Origin of the sequence: Phyllobacterium sp. 22552, from assembly GCF_052044585.1 — a bacterium.
Lineage (GTDB): Bacteria > Pseudomonadota > Alphaproteobacteria > Rhizobiales > Rhizobiaceae > Phyllobacterium > Phyllobacterium ifriqiyense.
Genome location: NZ_JBQENG010000002.1, coordinates 281,305 through 298,873 on the forward strand (window position 1 = coordinate 281,305; position 17,569 = coordinate 298,873).

Consider the following 17,569-nt stretch of genomic DNA (forward strand, 5'->3'; position numbering starts at 1 on the left):
GCTGATTCAGCCACTATGCGGTAAAATCGACTGTAATATGGCGAAAGCGCCGAGCGCCCTCGCCATAAGTCCGATCATTGTTGATAACGCCGCAGAACAAGCGAAGCATTGGTTCCGCCAAATCCGAAAGAATTGGACAAGGCGATATCAATCTTCCGTTCGCGTGCTTTATGCGGAACCAAATCGATTTTGGTTTCAACAGATGGATTGTCAAGATTAAGCGTCGGTGGCGCGACGTTGTCGCGAATCGCCAATACGCAGAAGATTGCTTCCGTGGAACCTGCAGCACCGAGAAGATGCCCAATCGACGATTTCGTTGACGACATCGAAATTTTTGACGCAGAATCGCCGACAACCCGCTCCACCGCACCAAGCTCAATGGTATCAGCCATGGTCGAAGTGCCATGCGAATTGATGTAATCGATATCCGACGGGGTAATGCCCGCACGCTTGAGCGCCATTTCCATTGAACGCTGTGCACCCTCACCGCTCTCGGAAGGCGCGGTGATATGGTAGGCGTCGCCCGACAGGCCATAGCCTATGACTTCGGCATAAATCTTGGCGCCGCGAGCCAATGCGTGATCCAGCTCTTCAAGAACAACGATACCGGCGCCCTCACCCATGACAAAGCCATCGCGGTCTCTGTCATACGGGCGGGAAGCAGCTGTAGGATCGTCATTTCTTTCCGTGGAAAGCGCCTTGCAGGCCGCAAAACCGGCAAGCGAAATACGGCTGACTGGAGATTCCGTTCCACCAGCGACCATCAGATCCGCGTCGCCAAAAGCAATCAAACGGGCCGCATCGCCAATGGCATGCGCACCGGTGGAGCAAGCGGTGACGACCGAATGGTTTGGGCCACGCAGCTTGTGTTTGATGGAAACTTGACCGGAAGCGAGATTGATCAATCGTCCGGGAATAAAGAAGGGCGAAATGCGGCGCGGGCCTTTGTCACGCAGGGTGTAACCTGCTTCGACAATCCCTTCGAGACCACCGATACCTGAACCGATGAGCACACCAGTGCGAATCTGGTCTTCATCGCTTTCAGGTGCCCATTTGGCATCAGCAAGCGCCTGATCGGCAGCTGCCATTGCGTAAATAATAAATGGATCAACCTTGCGCTGTTCCTTCGGCTCCATCCAATCATCAGGATTGAAAGTGCCATCGGACCCGTCGCCCACCGGAATACGGCATGCGATCTTGCAGGGCAGATCTTCAACATCAAATTCTGTAACGCGCCGGGCACCGCTCTGGCCGGCCAAAATCCTTGACCAAGTGAGCTCAACACCCGATGCGAGAGGAGAAACCAGCCCAAGGCCGGTTATGACAACGCGCCTCATGGCCGATCCTTAATTATCATATGCGACATGGTTGTATCCCTCGAACGCATGAATGAGAAAGGCCTTACGCCACTTCATTCACTCATGCGCCGCCAGGCATAACAAAAATTAGGCTTGTGCTTTGTCGATGAATTTGACGGCATCGCCGACAGTCAAAATCGTTTCAGCAGCATCATCCGGAATTTCAACGCCGAATTCTTCTTCAAAAGCCATCACGAGCTCGACAGTATCAAGGCTGTCTGCGCCCAGATCGTCGATGAAGCTCGCACCATCGGTGACTTTCTCGGCATCAACGCCCAGATGTTCAATAACGATTTTCTTGACGCGTTCTGCAGTATCACTCATGTGGAAACCTCAACCTGTTTGTTTTTCCCTATGCCTTGGTTAGCGGCACGGATGACTCTAATCAAGCAATAAGATGATGGTTCAGCGCTGTTTAACAGCTAAAACACCAACCCCTGCGGCTTATTCCTTGCGGAATTTCTTGGGCATCTAATCGATTTGGCAAATCCATTTGATGTCACAACTGGTGCGCGACTTATCACGCTTTATTCACGGCCTCAATCTCATAAATGTGATTGTTTCCTATACTTCACTAGATCGCAGGATGCGTGAGTGATTAATCAGATCATCGCCATGCCACCGTTTACATGGATCGTCTGGCCAGTGACGTAGGCAGCCTCACTGCTGGCAAGATAAACCACTGACGACGCGATTTCCTCGCCTGTGCCCATACGGCGCATAGGAATGGCGGACATGATGCCTTCCTTCTGCTTGTCATTGAGCTTGTCGGTCATGGCTGATTCGATGAAACCGGGCGCTACACAATTCACGGTAACGTTGCGGCTGGCGATCTCCTGCGCAAGCGACTTGGAGAAGCCGATAAGGCCGGCCTTCGAAGCCACGTAATTTGTCTGGCCGGGATTTCCGGTAACGCCAACGATTGACGTTATGTTGATGATGCGGCCATAGCGCCGGCGCATCATGGGATGGGTTAATTCGCGGGTGAGACGGAACACGGCGGTCAAATTGACCTCCAGAACATTGTCCCAGTCGGCGTCGCTCATGCGCACAAACAAACCGTCTTTGGTGATACCGGCATTGTTGACCAATATCTCCACGCCTTCAAGATCCGCTTCAGCCTTCTCACCCAGCGCCTTGACTTCATCGCGATTGGAAAGGTTTGCCGGGAAAATCTTGACGCGATCGCCAAGTTCGCTTGCCAAGGCTTCCAGCTTCTCGATGCGCGTACCGTGCAAACCGACAATTGCACCCTGGGCATGCAGCGCGCGGGCAATCGCTTCACCGATACCACCTGTTGCGCCCGTAATGAGAGCCTTGCGGCCAGTAAGGTCAAACATTGCGCGTTCCTCTATTCCAGTGTTTATCAAGCATTCAGGGCGGCTACAGCCGCTTCAATATCTTCCGGCGTCCCAACTGCTACACCGGAAATGTCTTTATTGATACGGCGCGCAAGCCCTGTAAGCACTTTGCCTGCGCCAATCTCATAGAGCGTCGATACCCCATTGGCACCAAACCACTCAACAGTTTCGCGCCAGCGAACCCGTCCGGTCACCTGCTCAACTAGCAAGGCTGCAATTTCATCGGCGGAACTAACCGGCGCCGCTTTGACATTGGCAATAAGCGGCACGATGGGATCATTCTTGGCAACGGCTGCAAGAGCTTCCTGCATCGCATCAGCAGCAGGCGCCATGAGAGCTGAATGAAAAGGAGCGGAAACAGGCAGCATGATCGCACGCTTTGCACCCTTGGCAGAAGCCAGCGCAGCGGCCGCCTCGACCGGAGCCTTTGCACCCGAGATAACCAGTTGTCCGCCGCCATTATCATTGGCGATCTGAACCGATCCTTGCGCCGAGGCCTCGGCGCACACGGATTCGACGTCCGCATATTCAAGACCGATAATGGCAGCCATAGCGCCCTGACCCGCTGGAACTGCTTTTTGCATGGCGTTGCCGCGAATACGCAAAAGCCGCGCGGTATCGGCCAAGGAGAACGTACCAGCCGCGCAAAGCGCAGAATATTCACCTAGCGAGTGGCCAGCTACAAAGGAAACCTTGTCCTTAAGCGAGATGCCCTGGGATTCCAGCACGCGGATCACCGCAATGGATACGGCCATCAAAGCCGGCTGCGCATTGGCAGTAAGCGTCAATGTCTCTTCAGGCCCTTCCCATATGATGGAGGACAGCTTTTCACCCAAAGCCTCGTCCACCTCATCAAAGACGGCCTTGGCTTGTGCAAAATTGTCGGCAAGCGCCTTGCCCATGCCGACGGACTGACTCCCCTGTCCGGGAAAGGTGAATGCTATGGACATAGAAATGCCTCCAAATGAAACCGGGCTCAATGTGCCGCGCGGTGTGCCTATCAGCAAGCGCGAAGTCAAGCTCTCTCATGGGCCTTTGAAAAAACTGACTTGCATATCACACCACTGCAATGCACGATGTTGCCAATATCGCAGGGTTCAATCCCACCTTACATATTATAACGCAATACATTTTCAGCTAACCATTTCAACCTCAGACGCCCCAATGCTACTCCGGAATTCAGCAAGCTTTTTCGGCTGTAGACGGTTGGTTCGGTTGCCAATTTTTTGAAGCCAATGTCCATCACCAGATCAATAAAGAAGATCGAATATTACTCCAGAAACATTATCAGAGACCTGTTGCCTCAGCATTTATTCCGCAGGCAGCTGAATGTTCTATGTGAAGATTTCCAGATATGCGAACGGGACCATCTCAGATCCCGCCTGAATTACTACAACAAGATTGGAGAACGATCACCGCGCATTGAAGCAAGCTCCAAAATCTCCAATTTACCGAGAAACCAGAGCATGTACTATTACGACCTGAAGGAACATGCCCGGTACTTCCCTGCTGAGTTGGAAATAGCACATGTTTTCGGCGATGTGACTTCCGTTCCTCCCGTACCGTCCATTGTGAAAAGCCGCCCGATCCACGGAGACAATAAAGAATCGGTTTTACTGAAGCTCAACAAGCTTCGCCATTTTCAAAAATTGGATGTTCCCGTAACCTTCGCCGAAAAACAGCCATTAGCAGTATGGCGAGGTGGCAACAATAACGAAAAACGCTCTTCCTTGGTTAAACGTTATTTCGACCATCCACTGTGTGATGTTGGAATGGCGAGTCATGATGCCTCCTCCCCCTGGGGCAAGCCATTCATGTCGGCGGTGGAGCAGATAAGGCGATTCCGCTACATAATTTCGGTGGAAGGGCGTGATGTGGCGACAAACCTGCAATGGATAATGGCGTCCCAATCACTATGCATGATGCCAGACCCTGTCTACGAAACCTGGTTTATGGAAGGGTGCCTGATACCAGGACATCATTATGTGCAATTGCGCCCTGATTTTGCGGATCTGGAAGATAAGATTTGCTATTATAACAAGCATGCCGACGAAGCAGTTGCCATTATCCGAAATGCCAATGCCCATGTCAGCCAATTCGATGACCAGACACAAGAAAAATTGTTATCACTCCTTGTGCTCTACAAATATTTCGCAATGAGTGGGTCATTGGAGCCAACTCCAAAGATCGCGACCCTATGGGACTAATTTTCCCAAGCCGGGCTTGAAGCCAAACCATTAAAATTGGCGAACGGGTTGCTTCTTTCACGTTTTGCCCGTATAGAGCGCCCGTTCATTGCTCGGCGTCAGCTGGGGGCTGAACGGAGGGCCGGATTTAAATCCGTCGGAGCGAAAAGCTTCAGCCTCCCGTGTCTCCTCTCTCGATCGTCTCCATACGCGTCCTTTCTTCGCCGTTCACCGGCCTGAGAGATTCGCAGAGGTTCATCCGTTGATCCGGGCAATACTAACGAAGAAAGGCAAAGACAAATGGCTCTTTATGAACATGTGTTCCTTGCTCGACAGGACATTTCGCAGCAGCAGGTCGATGCGCTTGTAGAACAATACAAGGGCATCATCGAGACCAATGGCGGCACAGTCGGGCGTATCGAAAGCTGGGGGCTCCGTGCTCTCACATATCGTATTAACAAGAACCGCAAGGCGTATTACTCGCTGCTCAACATCACTGCTCCTGCAGCGGCTGTTGCAGAGCTCGAGCGTCAGCAGCGCATCAACGAAGACGTCCTGCGTTTCATGACGATCCGCGTTGACGAACACGAGGAAGGCCAGTCGGCCATGCTCGCTCGCCGTGACGATCGCCGTGATCGCGATGACAACAAGTTCGGTGGCCGTGATGACGACCGTCCGCGTCGCCCACGCCGTCCACGTGACGAAGCCGGTGAAGGAGCAGAATAATGGTTGACATCAATCAGATCCCGACCCGCCGTCCGTTCCATCGCCGCCGCAAGACCTGCCCGTTCTCGGGTGCGAATGCGCCGAAGATCGACTACAAGGACGTAAAGCTTCTGTCGCGCTACATTTCTGAGCGTGGCAAGATTGTTCCTTCGCGTATCACAGCTGTGAGCCAGAAGAAGCAGCGCGAACTCGCTCAGGCGATCAAGCGTGCACGTTTCCTTGGCCTTCTGCCATACGTCGTGAAGTAATATTGATTAAGGCGGCGATCTGATCGCCGCCTTAATCTACCGTTTAGTACACCAGTCGCGATGGGCGCGGAGTTGGTGAAAAATAAAACCCAAGTTGAGGCATCGGTTTAAAAACCACCTCTAACTGCTTATGCAAGCAGGACAGCGAGCGAAATGTTACCTACAGCAAAAGATTTTGGCGTTGGAGTATTAGCGGGGCTTGCAGCCGCGCTGCTCTCGATTGGCGTTATCGCGCAGTCCACCCTTGCCATGACATTGCTGCTGTTCTCCCCCCTCCCCATTTTTGTCGCTGCTCTCGGCTGGGGCACTGCCACCGGCTTTATCGCAGCGCTATCCATGGCGGTGATCGTATCGGTGCTGGCTGCCCCTACGGCAGCACTCGTCCTCGTTCTGATTATCGCGCTTCCGGCGGCCGCTGCAGCCTATTTTACAGGACTTGCGCGCCCTGCCTCCGAAGTTGGCGGTCCCAGCGACGCATATGTCTGGTATCCGCTGGCAGATACACTCCTGCGGCTTACGCTGATTGTAGCGGCGGCATTCATCGCAATCGGCATGTTGATTGGCTATGGCGACGAGTTTGCCCAGGCTTTGATCAAATCCTTGGGGCAGCAACTTGTAGCGACCAACCCCCAACTCGCACCCAATGCGGAAGTTGCGCAGGGACTGGCTGAATTTGTTGTGCGCGCGCTTCCCGCAATTCAGCCTGCAGTATGGGTCATCCTCATCGTCGGCAATCTCTATATTGCCCTGCGGTTGACAGCAGCATCGGGCAAGCTTCGCCGCCCGAAAGATGATTGGCCACGGGCATTACGCATGCCGCGCCCTGGCCTTTTTGTATTTGCGATTGCATGCGCCGCGTGTTTTCTGCCAGGCGGCATCGGATATGCGGCAACAGCAATTGCCGGGGCGCTTGGTGCCGGATTCCTGATGGCGGGCTTTGCAATCATGCATGCCAGGACGCGCGGTGCAACTTGGCGGCCGGTCGCTTTGTGGCTGGCTTACCTTGCCGTCATCATTTTCACATTCACACTTTTCTTCTTTCTTGTAGCCGGATTGTTCGACACATCGCGCAGCGCACCGGTTTCGAAGGCAGGAAATAATACCCCACCCAGCAATGATAATTGAAGACACTAACCTATAAGGAAAAACTCAAATGGACGTCATTCTACTAGAACGCATTGGCCGCCTCGGCCAGATGGGCGATACAGTCAAGGTCAAGGACGGCTTTGCCCGTAACTTCCTTCTGCCACAGGGCAAGGCTCTTCGTGCAAACGAAGCCAACAAGAAGAAGTTCGAAGGCCAGCGCGCACAGCTTGAAGCGCGCAACCTCGAGCGCAAGACAGAAGCTCAGGCAATTGCTGACAAGCTTGATGGCAAGTCATTCATTGCTGTTCGCTCCGCTGGTGAGACCGGCCAGCTATACGGTTCAGTTTCGACCCGTGACATTGCTGACCTGATCACAGCTGAAGGCTTCTCAATCAACCGCAACCAGGTTGAATTGAACACACCGATCAAGACAATCGGCCTGCACAAGATTGTTCTGTCGCTGCACCCTGAAGTTGAAGCAACAGTAACCATCAATATTGCTCGTACAGCTGATGAAGCTGAGCGTCAGGTTAAGGGCGAAGACCTTACTTCTGCCGAAGCAATTTACGGCATTGAAGAAGCTCCGCTTTCGGACGAATTCTTTGATGAAGACGAAGACGGCGAAGAAAACGCCTGATTTAAAGAAGATACAAAGCACTCGAAAGAGTTGTTTTCATTTGGTAAAAGTACCCGGTAGCAATGCCGGGTACTTTTTTGCTTTTCAGATTGAAAAAATCAATTAAATTTACTGAGTCCACCCACGCCCGACCAAGACTCCCTTTGAGTCGCCTTATGGCCGAGCTCTATCGTCTAAGATGGAGATTGTTCATGAATGCACTTCTACGCGCCGCCCTTACGCGCATGATTCACACTGGTACTTTGAAAATAACCGATTCCGGCGGAAAAACCCGCATGTTTGGCGACGGGACCGGCGAGGAATATCACTTCCGCATCAATACTGCCGCGGCAGAACGCAGGATCGCGTTCGACCCATCCTTGCATTTTGCAGAAGCCTATATGAACAGCGAGATTGATGTTCTGCAGGGCGACATCTACGATATTTTGAAACTTATCTTCGAAAATACCGGAGCTACGGCAGCCAAGGAACCCTGGATGCTTGCGCTTGAGGGCATACGGCGCGCTACCCGGCGTTTACACCAGATGAACAATCTGACCCGTGCATCAAGCAATGTGCAACGTCACTACGATCTGTCGGAGGATTTGTATCGGCTCTTTCTCGATACCGACATGCAATATTCCTGCGCTTACTTCGAAAGGCCAGATGCGACCCTCGAAGAGGCTCAGCTTGCAAAAAAACGTCACATAGCTGCAAAACTGCTTATCGAAAAAGGTCATAAGACCCTCGATATCGGCTGCGGCTGGGGTGGCATGGGACTATATCTGGCAAGGCACCTTGAGGCCAATGTCACAGGCGTCACCCTCTCGCAAGAACAGTACGGCATTGCTAATAAGCGTGCTTTTGAGGAAGGACTGTCATCACAGGCTCAATTCAACCTGCAGGACTATCGTACAATCGATGACAGTTTCGACCGGATTGTTTCGGTCGGCATGTTCGAGCATGTAGGCATTGGTCATTTCTCCGAATATTTTCAGCACACAGCGCGCCTGCTCAAGAAGGATGGCGTCTTCCTGTTGCATTCGATCGGGCGTTCAGACGGGCCGTCCTACACCAATGCCTTCATTCAGAAATATATCTTCCCGGGAGGTTATATACCTGCCCTTTCGGAAGTCATTCCACATATCGAAAAAGCCGGCTTGGTCATTACTGATATCGAAATTCTGCGTCTGCACTATGCTGATACATTGCGCATCTGGCGCGAACGTTTCATGGCAAATCGCGATAAGGCAAAAGCGATCTATGATGAAAGGTTTTGCCGGATGTGGGAGTTTTATCTGGCGGCATCAGAATCAGCATTCCGCTGGCAGAACCTGATGGTGTTCCAGATTCAATTGGCTCATCGACAGGAAGCCGTGCCGTTCACGCGCAACTATATCGAACAGGAAGAAAAGCGACTAAAGCGCCTTGAGTGTGAACGCAGCTCAGCCAATAGCCAAGTGAACGCAAAGGAATCGATTGCCGGGCGGTGATTGGACCTTAGTGCGATGGTACTTTAACGCATACTTCTCCGTCATCCTCGGGCTTGACCCGAGGATTCAATCTTCATTGGCGAGCAGTGGTCCTCGGGTCAAGCCCGAGGATGACTGAGAAGCGGTTGTGCTGCATCGCCTTTTCCACCCGACTCGGCTTATAGTCCGCCGTGAGAGTCAAGCAGGAGGTTTTCTTATCCGCAGTTGTGTGAATTGTGGTGATAAGGACAAATCTGCCACGCCATAATTATCTGTGCTGGGCCATAGTGGTGGCGAACAGGAAAATACAAAATGGCTGAAGCTACGGTACGCAAGATCAACGAAGCGCAGGGCACGCTCTATCGCGAGGCCCCCAACAATATTGAGGCCGAACAGGCTTTGCTTGGCGCAATTCTGGTCAATAATGATGCGTTCTATCGTGTTTCCGACTTCTTGAAGCCCACCCATTTCAATGAGCCTCTGCACCGGAAAATCTTCGAAGTCGCATCCGACATGATTCGGATGGGCAAGATGGCCAATCCCGTGACGCTTAAAACATTCATGCCCGCCGACGCGAAGATCGGCGACATGACCGTCATGCAATATCTGGCACGTCTTGCAGCGGAAGCTGTGACCGTCATCAATGCCGAAGACTATGGCCGCGCGATTTATGATCTGGCGACACGCCGGGCGCTGATCACCATTGGCGAAGATATGGTGAATATCGCCTATGACGCACCGGTCGATGTAGCGCCGCAAGGCCAGATCGAGGATGCGGAACGACGCCTGTTCGAACTGGCTGAAACCGGGCGCTATGATGGTGGCTTCCAGACATTTACCGATGCGGTCAAGAATGCTGTGGATATGGCCAACGCTGCATTCATGCGCGACGGACATCTTTCCGGCGTATCAACGGGTATCCGTGCGCTCGATGCGCGTATGGGTGGATTGCAGCCTTCAGATTTGATCGTTCTTGCAGGACGTCCTGGTATGGGCAAAACCTCGCTTGCGACCAATATCGCCTTCAACATCGCCGCAGCCTACGAGCCTGAACAATTGGCCGATGGCAGTTTTAAAGCTAAGAATGGCGGCGTTGTCGGCTTTTTCTCGCTGGAAATGTCGTCTGAACAGCTGGCAACGCGTATCATTTCCGAGCAATCGGAAATCAGCTCTTCAAAAATCCGCCGCGGTGAAATCAGTGAAGCTGATTTTGAAAAGCTCGTTGCCTGTTCGCAGCATATGCAGCGTGTGCCACTCTATATCGATCAGACGGGTGGTATATCCATTGCTCAATTGGCGGCTCGTGCACGCCGCTTGAAGCGCCAGCGCGGCCTCGACGTGATTGTGATCGACTATATTCAGCTGATGCAGGGATCATCCAAGCGCGCATCGGAAAACCGCGTGCAGGAAATTACCGAGATTACCACTGGCCTGAAAGCTCTGGGCAAGGAGTTGAATACACCGATCATTGCTCTCTCGCAGCTCTCGCGTCAGGTGGAAAGCCGCGAAGACAAACATCCGCAGCTTTCTGACTTGCGCGAATCCGGTTCGATCGAGCAGGACGCCGACGTTGTATTGTTTGTGTATCGCGACGAATATTACATCAAGAACAAAGAACCGAAGCCCGGAACCGAAGAGCACTTCAAATGGCAGGCTGAGTTGAACGAAGCAATCGGCAAGGCAGAAGTCATCGTTGCCAAGCAGCGTCATGGCCCGACAGGAACTGTGCGGCTCGCTTTCCAGGCGGAGTTTACCCGCTTTACCGATCTTGCCGAGGATTCGCATCTTCCTGAACGTTTCGAGTAAGGATGACTGCTAAAATGCAACATATTGCTACGACGGGCGCTGATCCACGGCTCGCTGGCGGACGTTTAACCATTGATCTTGATGCCTTGGTTGCAAACTGGCTTCTGCTTGCCGAGAGGTCCAAGCCTGCCCGTACGGCGGCTGTGGTCAAGGCTGACGCCTATGGCCTTGGTATTATCCATGTCGTTCCGGTTTTATGGAAAGCTGGATGCCGCACATTTTTTGTGGCTCTGGCCGAGGAAGGATTGCGTGTAAAGGCTGTCGCGCCTGATGCGCAAGTTTTTGTGCTTAACGGCTTCTTCGCTGAGGCTTTTCCGGTCTACGAACAATCCAACCTCACTCCAGTGCTTGGGTCGTTGCAGGAACTTGCCAGCTGGAAGGCACTCAATGCCGGTCGCACCGAAAAACTGCCCTATGCTCTGCATGTCGATACGGGGATGAACCGCCTCGGCCTCACCGTTAACGAAGCCATCCGTTTTGCCGGTGAATCCAAAGATGACAAGCCGATCCTGCTGATTACCCATCTGGCAACGGCAGATGAACAAAAACATGAGCTTAGCCAACGGCAATTTGAATCATTTCAAAAGCTTCGCGAACATTTCTCTGGAATTGAATCAAGCATCGCCAATTCACCCGGCATCTTTCATAGTTTGAACGCTGGCTATGAGTTGAGCCGTCCCGGCGTCGCCATGTATGGCGGCGAGCCTGTTTCGGGCATTGCCAACCCAATGCGGCCGGTGGTCACGTCAGAAGCACGGATAGTTCAGATTCGCACAGGCCTTAAAGGCGAGACGGCGGGCTACGGCGCTACAGCGAGACTGACCCGTGATACGCGTATTGCGATCTGCTCAGTTGGCTATGCAGATGGCTATTTGCGCTCGGCGTCGGGCAGCGGCGTCCCCCTGCGGCAAACGCTCAATAATGGTGGTTGTGGTTTCATTGCAGGCAAGAAAGTTCCAATCATCGGGCGCGTGACAATGGATCTAACCTCGTTCGATATTTCCGAACTGGACGAAGGCGAGGCCAAGGCCGGTGACTATATCGAACTGTTTGGCAGCAATATTTCGCTTGATGATGCTGCGCGCGCTGCAGGCACAATCGGATATGAGTTGCTTACCAGCCTTGGAAACCGCTATCACCGCCGCTACCTTTACAGCGGAAATGAGATTTAATGGCCAAGGCTAGAATTCAATTCATCTGCCAGAATTGCGGTGCCGTTCACACACGCTGGGCCGGCAAGTGCGATGCATGCGGCGAATGGAATACACTTGTCGAAGAAGGCACGTCCGGCGGAATAGGCAGCGGACCCGGTAAGCTTTCTAGCCGCAAGGGCCGTGCCGTTGCGCTGACCACCTTATCGGGTGAAATCGAAGACGCCCCACGCATCCAGTCGGGAATTGGCGAGCTTGATCGTGTGACGGGCGGCGGCTTCGTACGCGGGTCGGCCATTCTGATCGGCGGCGATCCGGGTATCGGCAAATCGACCTTGCTGACACAGGCCGCCGCTGCCTTATCGCGTCAGGGACACCGCGTTATATACGTATCAGGCGAAGAAGCAGTAGCACAGATACGTCTGCGTGCGCAGCGGCTGGACGCCGCCGATACAGATGTGCTGCTGGCGGCAGAAACCAATGTTGAAGATATACTTGCGACCATCTCGGAGGCGAAACGCCCGGATCTGATCATTATCGATTCGATCCAGACGCTTTGGACAGATGCCGCTGATTCTGCACCCGGCACGGTGACCCAGGTTCGCGCCGGAGCACAGGCGATGATTCGCTATGCCAAGCAAACAGGTGCAGCCGTTGTTCTCGTCGGACATGTGACCAAAGAGGGCCAAATTGCAGGACCGCGTGTCATCGAGCATATGGTCGATGCCGTGCTTTATTTTGAAGGTGAAGGTGGCCACCATTACCGTATTCTTCGCACCGTCAAAAACCGGTTTGGGCCGACTGATGAAATCGGCGTGTTTGAAATGTCGGATAAGGGCTTGCGTCAGGTCGCCAATCCCTCCGAGCTGTTTCTTGGCGAAAGGAACGATAAAGCGCCGGGCGCCGCTGTTTTTGCCGGTATGGAGGGAACGCGGCCTATCCTCGTTGAAATTCAGGCCTTGGTCGCTCCATCAACGCTCGGCACGCCGCGCCGCGCCGTTGTTGGTTGGGATGGAAACCGCCTTTCGATGATTCTCGCCGTGCTTGAAGCCCATTGCGGCGTTCGGTTTGGACAGCATGATGTGTATCTGAATGTGGCTGGTGGATACCGGATAACCGAGCCCGCCGCTGATATTGCTGTTGCATCTGCACTGGTTTCCTCAATTGCTGGTATTGCCCTTCCCGCCGATTGCGTCTATTTCGGCGAAGTCAGTCTATCTGGTGCTGTTCGCCCTGTGGCGCATGCAGTGCAAAGACTGAAAGAAGCAGACAAGCTTGGGTTCAAGCAGGCTGTTCTTCCCAAGGGAAGCAACGATGTCGCAAAGAACGGCAATGCTCGTCTGACCGAGACCGCATCACTGCCGGACCTTGTGGCCCGCATAGCAGCATCCGGACCGGGCAAGAGACAACGCGAAGACTGATCAAATGGTTGGTTTTGATATGAGGACCAAATAAAATGCCGATAACGTTGCTTGACGGAATACTATTGGGCATAACCCTTGTCTCGGCGGTCCTGGCCATGGTTCGTGGCTTCTCGCGCGAAGTATTGTCTGTCGTATCATGGGCCGCCGCTGCCGTTGCCGCCTATGTTTTTTACAAGCCAGTGGTTCCCTTTTTAGCCCCTTACATCAGCAATGACACAATTGCGCAGATTGCGGCTGCCGGTCTGGTTTTCATCATCACGCTCATCGTTGTTTCCATCATTACGATGAAGATCGCCGATTTTATCATCGATAGCCGCATCGGCGCGCTGGATCGCACACTCGGCTTTCTATTCGGAGCAGCACGCGGTGTTCTGCTCGTCGTGGTTGCGATGTTGTTTTTCAACTGGCTCGTTACCGAAAATCAGCCGGCATGGGTGGCACAGGCCAAATCAAAGCCGATGATCGACGAGCTAGGTGCAAAACTGGTTGCGCTTTTGCCGGAAGACCCGGAATCAACCATTCTGAAGCGATTGAAGCCCGGTACGCCTGCGGCAACGGATACTGCGCCAGACGGAACGACAACGGTTGAACCGAAGGAAGACATTCCTCCGGAAGGCACAACACCAGAGTAACCGGACAATAACATGAACTGCGTCAATACCGCTCTTGGGGTTTCCTTGGTAATACCCCATATAGTGTGGCATAATACAACTAGGCACAATTGACTCGATCCCAATGATCTTGGGGCGAAAGGGCTGGCGGCAATGACCGACATTTCTCGTGACGATAACCAATTGATGTCCCTTGATGATGACACACTGCATGAAGAGTGCGGTGTGTTTGGCATTTTGGGCCATCCTGATGCGGCCACACTGACAGCCTTGGGACTGCATGCATTGCAGCATCGCGGGCAGGAAGCTGCAGGTATAGTCTCATACGATGGCAACCAATTCTGCTCAGAGCGCCGTATGGGCCTTGTTGGGGACCATTATACCAACCCGGCTACATTGGCTCAGCTGCCCGGTGACCGCGCTATAGGCCATGTCCGCTACTCCACAACAGGTGACGCTGCTCTCCGCAATGTGCAGCCGCTTTTCGCCGAGCTGGAAATCGGTGGCATTGCCATTGCCCATAACGGCAATTTCACCAATGGCCTTACCATGCGCCGCAAGCTTATTGCCGATGGTGCTATCTGCCAGTCCAATTCCGATACGGAAGTTGTGCTACATCTCATTGCCCGCTCGCGCAGCACATCATCGAGCGATCGCTTCATTGACGCGATCCGCCAGATGGAAGGCGGCTATGCAATGCTAGCCCTCACCCGCACAAAGTTGATCGCCGCACGTGACCCAATCGGCATTCGTCCGCTTGTGATGGGCGACCTCAATGGCAAGCCGATTTTTGCTTCCGAGAGCTGCGCGCTGGACATTATTGGTGCCAAATTCGTTCGTGATATCGAAAATGGCGAAGTCGTGGTTTGCGAGATTCAAGCTGATGGTTCCATCAGTATTGAGACGTTCAAGCCGCAGAACCCGAAACCTGAGCGGCTTTGCCTGTTCGAATATGTATATTTTGCCCGTCCTGACTCAGTTGTTGGTGGCCGCAATGTTTATACCGCCCGCAAGAATATGGGTATCAACCTCGCCAAGGAAGCACCGCTTGAGGCTGATGTTGTCGTGCCCGTTCCCGATGGCGGTACACCGGCTGCGATAGGTTTTGCGCAGGCGAGCGGCATCCCCTTCGAGCTTGGTATCATCCGCAACCATTATGTCGGCAGAACCTTTATCGAGCCGACGCAATCCATTCGTGCGTTCGGCGTCAAATTGAAACACTCAGCCAATCGCGCAGTCATCGAAGGCAAGCGCGTTGTTCTGGTGGACGATTCCATTGTGCGCGGAACGACATCCGTCAAGATCGTGCAAATGATCCGCGATGCTGGCGCAAGCGAAGTGCATATCCGCGTTGCCAGCCCGATGATTTTCCACCCGGATTTCTACGGCATTGATACGCCCGATGCAGACAAGCTGCTGGCAAACCAATATGCTGATCTTGATGCGATGTGTGCGTATATCGGCGCGGATTCATTGGCGTTTCTGTCGATAGACGGGCTCTACAAGGCCGTAAGCGGAGCTCCGCGAGACCCGCGTTCGCCACTCTTTACCGATCACTATTTCACTGGCGACTACCCGACGCGCCTTCTCGACAAGGACGGCCCGGACAATGTCCGTCAGTTCTCACTTCTGGCAAATAACGGTTGAGTTCACTTCATGATTTCTGACGGCAGTTTTCGGCTGGATGGCAAGCTTGCGCTTGTCACCGGCGCTTCGCGCGGCATTGGCTATCACCTTGCAAAAGAACTCGCTGGACGCGGCGCGCATGTTATCGCTGTTGCGCGCACGGTGGGCGGCCTTGAAGAACTGGACGACGAAATTACAAAGGCTGGTGGCTCGGCAACGCTGGTTCCACTCGACCTGACCGATCTGCCAGCCATTGATCGCCTCGGCGGCTCAATTCACGAGCGTTGGGGCAAGCTTGATATAATGATCGCCAATGCTGGTGTGCTCGGTACCATTTCGCCTATCGGCCATGTCGAGGCAAAGGTCTTCGACAAGCTGATGACTGTCAATGTTTCCAGCGTTTGGCGCCTTATTCGGACCACAGACCCTTTGCTGAAGCTTTCCGACGCTGGCCGTGCATTGCTGCTTTCGTCGAGTGTTGCCCACTCTGCCCGCGCCTACTGGGCTCCCTATGCCGCTTCGAAAGCTGCCGTGGAAGTTTTCGCGCGCAGCTGGGCGGAAGAGACCAAACAGACAAAGTTGAGGGTGCATTCGGTCGATCCCGGTGCAACGCGTACTGCAATGCGTGCTCAGGCTGTGCCGGGGGAAGATCCGGAGACATTGCCAACACCGGCAGAAGTGGCTGCGAAGATCGCCCTGCTCTGTGACCCCGCTATTGATGAAACCGGAAAGCTGTACAAAGTGCAGTCAGGCAAACTGCTGAGCTATAACAACCCCAGTTAAACGGCGAGACGAATGACGTTTCTCTCGTCCACCTTATTGTTACGCGTGCGCCATGCTTTCGGACTCATGCCGGTGACACGCAGAAACTCGCGGTTAAAGTTTGATTTGGTCTGAAAACCAGCGTCGAACATGATGCGCGTGATTGGCTCATCGGTCTGCGTGAGAAGGTTGCAAGCGTCCCTCACCCGGTAATCATTCACATATTGTGAAACGCTCATCCCTTTGGCGCGGTTGACCGCATTGGATATCTGCCTGACTGAGAGCCCCATTTTTCGGCCCAGTCTGTTCAAATTGAGATCCACATCGCGATATGGCTGACGCGACTGCATAAACTCATCCAACGCCAAGGCCACTGCAGCATCGTCAGAGGTAGGCTGGCTGGACAATGCAGGCTCATCGCTGCTTTCATCCGCCAAAGGTTGGCTGGCACCAGCCACAGTAGCCGCAGTTCCAAGAACAAGAAGGCCGATAATATTGGCGATAGCGACAATACGGCCCGAATGAAGTCCGCCCGTTTCCGCGAAATCGAAAGTTACCAGCAGGTCGATCACCGCGGAGCCGACAGTGGAAATCGCGGTAAGCTGCAAGGCCCGATAAGACGTAATGACGCCATCCAGCCGCGATGCGCCCAAGATATTGGGGCCAGCCCAAGCGAGCCGGGCAAGCGCAAACCCGTACCCGAGAAAAATGAGAATGATCGTCAGTGAGATGGGGTCGGGCCAAAAGGCGACAAAACCGGCGACCGCCAACGTCGGAAGGAGATGGAGCAATAGAAAAGGCCGCTCAGACGGTGGTCGTTCAGTTCGCAAACTATCAAAACTGAGCCATGCCAATGTGGGAGCTGCGGCCGCAAGTATTGCCTGAAGCGGCAATATCTCAAGGAAGTCATAACCCCAGCGCACGCCTATAACCACCGCTTGCACGGCAGCAATAATCAGCCATGCGAAGAAGAACGTATTTGACGCTCCCTCTTCCTGCCGCCGGATCATTTGGACGAGCAGGATAAAGAGCAGAAGCGCAACGACGAAAGGTAAAGGCACAAAAAGCATTTTCAACATTATCCGAATGAGTTTGAGGCTCAATATGTCCTCAATCGTGATCGCGGACGACCTGAA

At 53.5% G+C, this 17,569-nt stretch carries 17 protein-coding genes; 12 read left to right on the top strand and 5 right to left on the bottom strand.

Annotated elements, in window-relative coordinates; all coding sequences use genetic code 11:
- Positions 1-74: 74 nt before the first annotated feature.
- From fabF to fabD, 4 genes are all read right to left on the bottom strand, one after another.
- Positions 75-1,337 (bottom strand): beta-ketoacyl-ACP synthase II, encoded by a 1,263-nt coding sequence (gene fabF, locus ACTJI9_RS05505; protein WP_440806523.1) that lies wholly within the window; start codon positions 1,335-1,337, stop codon positions 75-77.
- Between the two features lie 108 nt (positions 1,338-1,445).
- Positions 1,446-1,682 (bottom strand): acyl carrier protein, encoded by a 237-nt coding sequence (locus ACTJI9_RS05510; protein WP_008128530.1) that lies wholly within the window; start codon positions 1,680-1,682, stop codon positions 1,446-1,448.
- Positions 1,683-1,960: 278 nt separating this feature from the next.
- Positions 1,961-2,698 carry a 3-oxoacyl-[acyl-carrier-protein] reductase gene (fabG, locus tag ACTJI9_RS05515; protein WP_440806527.1) on the bottom strand — a complete coding sequence of 246 codons (738 nt, stop codon included), beginning with the start codon at positions 2,696-2,698 and terminating at the stop codon, positions 1,961-1,963.
- 26 nt (positions 2,699-2,724) lie between these two features.
- Positions 2,725-3,669, bottom strand: coding sequence for an ACP S-malonyltransferase (gene fabD, locus ACTJI9_RS05520; protein ID WP_115052187.1), 945 nt, complete (start codon positions 3,667-3,669; stop codon positions 2,725-2,727).
- 516 nt (positions 3,670-4,185) lie between these two features.
- Here fabD and ACTJI9_RS05525 point away from each other — a divergent pair.
- From ACTJI9_RS05525 to ACTJI9_RS05580, 12 genes are all read left to right on the top strand, one after another.
- Positions 4,186-4,926, top strand: coding sequence for a glycosyl transferase family 90 (locus ACTJI9_RS05525; RefSeq protein WP_440806530.1), 741 nt, complete (start codon positions 4,186-4,188; stop codon positions 4,924-4,926).
- Positions 4,927-5,205: 279 nt separating this feature from the next.
- Positions 5,206-5,631 carry a 30S ribosomal protein S6 gene (gene rpsF, locus ACTJI9_RS05530; protein ID WP_106664746.1) on the top strand — a complete coding sequence of 142 codons (426 nt, stop codon included), beginning with the start codon at positions 5,206-5,208 and terminating at the stop codon, positions 5,629-5,631.
- On the top strand, positions 5,631-5,879 hold the full coding sequence (gene rpsR, locus ACTJI9_RS05535) for a 30S ribosomal protein S18 (RefSeq protein ID WP_008128538.1): 249 nt from the start codon (positions 5,631-5,633) through the stop codon (positions 5,877-5,879). The genes rpsF and rpsR overlap by 1 nt, the downstream gene beginning before the upstream one ends.
- 153 nt (positions 5,880-6,032) lie before the next feature.
- A complete protein-coding gene (locus ACTJI9_RS05540) occupies positions 6,033-7,004 on the top strand; it encodes a DUF2232 domain-containing protein (protein WP_115051797.1) in 972 nt (323 codons plus the stop codon).
- Between the two features lie 28 nt (positions 7,005-7,032).
- Complete coding sequence (gene rplI, locus ACTJI9_RS05545; protein ID WP_115051798.1) at positions 7,033-7,602, top strand: 50S ribosomal protein L9; 570 nt, start codon at positions 7,033-7,035, stop codon at positions 7,600-7,602.
- A 191-nt stretch (positions 7,603-7,793) separates the two neighbouring features.
- On the top strand, positions 7,794-9,074 hold the full coding sequence (locus tag ACTJI9_RS05550) for a cyclopropane-fatty-acyl-phospholipid synthase family protein (protein ID WP_337353804.1): 1,281 nt from the start codon (positions 7,794-7,796) through the stop codon (positions 9,072-9,074).
- A gap of 291 nt (positions 9,075-9,365) precedes the next feature.
- The gene (locus ACTJI9_RS05555) at positions 9,366-10,859 is read left to right on the top strand and encodes a replicative DNA helicase (RefSeq protein WP_115051800.1); all 1,494 of its coding nucleotides are present in this window, start codon (positions 9,366-9,368) and stop codon (positions 10,857-10,859) included.
- Between the two features lie 14 nt (positions 10,860-10,873).
- Positions 10,874-12,031 (top strand): alanine racemase, encoded by a 1,158-nt coding sequence (gene alr / locus ACTJI9_RS05560; protein ID WP_307283961.1) that lies wholly within the window; start codon positions 10,874-10,876, stop codon positions 12,029-12,031.
- A complete protein-coding gene (radA, locus tag ACTJI9_RS05565) occupies positions 12,031-13,431 on the top strand; it encodes a DNA repair protein RadA (protein WP_307283959.1) in 1,401 nt (466 codons plus the stop codon). Before alr ends, radA begins: the two co-directional genes overlap by 1 nt.
- Positions 13,432-13,466: 35 nt before the next feature.
- On the top strand, positions 13,467-14,066 hold the full coding sequence (locus ACTJI9_RS05570; protein WP_115051803.1) for a CvpA family protein: 600 nt from the start codon (positions 13,467-13,469) through the stop codon (positions 14,064-14,066).
- Positions 14,067-14,198: 132 nt separating this feature from the next.
- Positions 14,199-15,692 carry an amidophosphoribosyltransferase gene (gene purF, locus ACTJI9_RS05575; RefSeq protein WP_115051804.1) on the top strand — a complete coding sequence of 498 codons (1,494 nt, stop codon included), beginning with the start codon at positions 14,199-14,201 and terminating at the stop codon, positions 15,690-15,692.
- A gap of 9 nt (positions 15,693-15,701) precedes the next feature.
- On the top strand, positions 15,702-16,454 hold the full coding sequence (locus tag ACTJI9_RS05580) for an SDR family NAD(P)-dependent oxidoreductase (RefSeq protein ID WP_115051805.1): 753 nt from the start codon (positions 15,702-15,704) through the stop codon (positions 16,452-16,454).
- Here the strand turns inward: ACTJI9_RS05580 and ACTJI9_RS05585 are convergent.
- Positions 16,451-17,536, bottom strand: coding sequence for a helix-turn-helix domain-containing protein (locus ACTJI9_RS05585; RefSeq protein WP_440806539.1), 1,086 nt, complete (start codon positions 17,534-17,536; stop codon positions 16,451-16,453). The genes ACTJI9_RS05580 and ACTJI9_RS05585 overlap by 4 nt on opposite strands.
- Between the last annotated feature and the right edge of the window lie 33 nt (positions 17,537-17,569).

Bases quoted from the DNA above. Each gene is read 5' to 3' on its own strand.
- fabF (WP_440806523.1), bottom strand. From the start codon at position 1,337: ATGAGGCGCGTTGTCATAACCGGCCTTGGGCTGGTTTCTCCTCTCGCA.
- ACTJI9_RS05510 (WP_008128530.1), bottom strand. From the start codon at position 1,682: ATGAGTGATACTGCAGAACGCGTCAAGAAAATCGTTATTGAACATCTG.
- fabG (WP_440806527.1), bottom strand. From the start codon at position 2,698: ATGTTTGACCTTACTGGCCGCAAGGCTCTCATTACGGGCGCAACAGGT.
- fabD (WP_115052187.1), bottom strand. From the start codon at position 3,669: ATGTCCATAGCATTCACCTTTCCCGGACAGGGGAGTCAGTCCGTCGGC.
- ACTJI9_RS05525 (WP_440806530.1), top strand. From the start codon at position 4,186: ATGTACTATTACGACCTGAAGGAACATGCCCGGTACTTCCCTGCTGAG.
- rpsF (WP_106664746.1), top strand. From the start codon at position 5,206: ATGGCTCTTTATGAACATGTGTTCCTTGCTCGACAGGACATTTCGCAG.
- rpsR (WP_008128538.1), top strand. From the start codon at position 5,631: ATGGTTGACATCAATCAGATCCCGACCCGCCGTCCGTTCCATCGCCGC.
- ACTJI9_RS05540 (WP_115051797.1), top strand. From the start codon at position 6,033: ATGTTACCTACAGCAAAAGATTTTGGCGTTGGAGTATTAGCGGGGCTT.
- rplI (WP_115051798.1), top strand. From the start codon at position 7,033: ATGGACGTCATTCTACTAGAACGCATTGGCCGCCTCGGCCAGATGGGC.
- ACTJI9_RS05550 (WP_337353804.1), top strand. From the start codon at position 7,794: ATGAATGCACTTCTACGCGCCGCCCTTACGCGCATGATTCACACTGGT.
- ACTJI9_RS05555 (WP_115051800.1), top strand. From the start codon at position 9,366: ATGGCTGAAGCTACGGTACGCAAGATCAACGAAGCGCAGGGCACGCTC.
- alr (WP_307283961.1), top strand. From the start codon at position 10,874: ATGCAACATATTGCTACGACGGGCGCTGATCCACGGCTCGCTGGCGGA.
- radA (WP_307283959.1), top strand. From the start codon at position 12,031: ATGGCCAAGGCTAGAATTCAATTCATCTGCCAGAATTGCGGTGCCGTT.
- ACTJI9_RS05570 (WP_115051803.1), top strand. From the start codon at position 13,467: ATGCCGATAACGTTGCTTGACGGAATACTATTGGGCATAACCCTTGTC.
- purF (WP_115051804.1), top strand. From the start codon at position 14,199: ATGACCGACATTTCTCGTGACGATAACCAATTGATGTCCCTTGATGAT.
- ACTJI9_RS05580 (WP_115051805.1), top strand. From the start codon at position 15,702: ATGATTTCTGACGGCAGTTTTCGGCTGGATGGCAAGCTTGCGCTTGTC.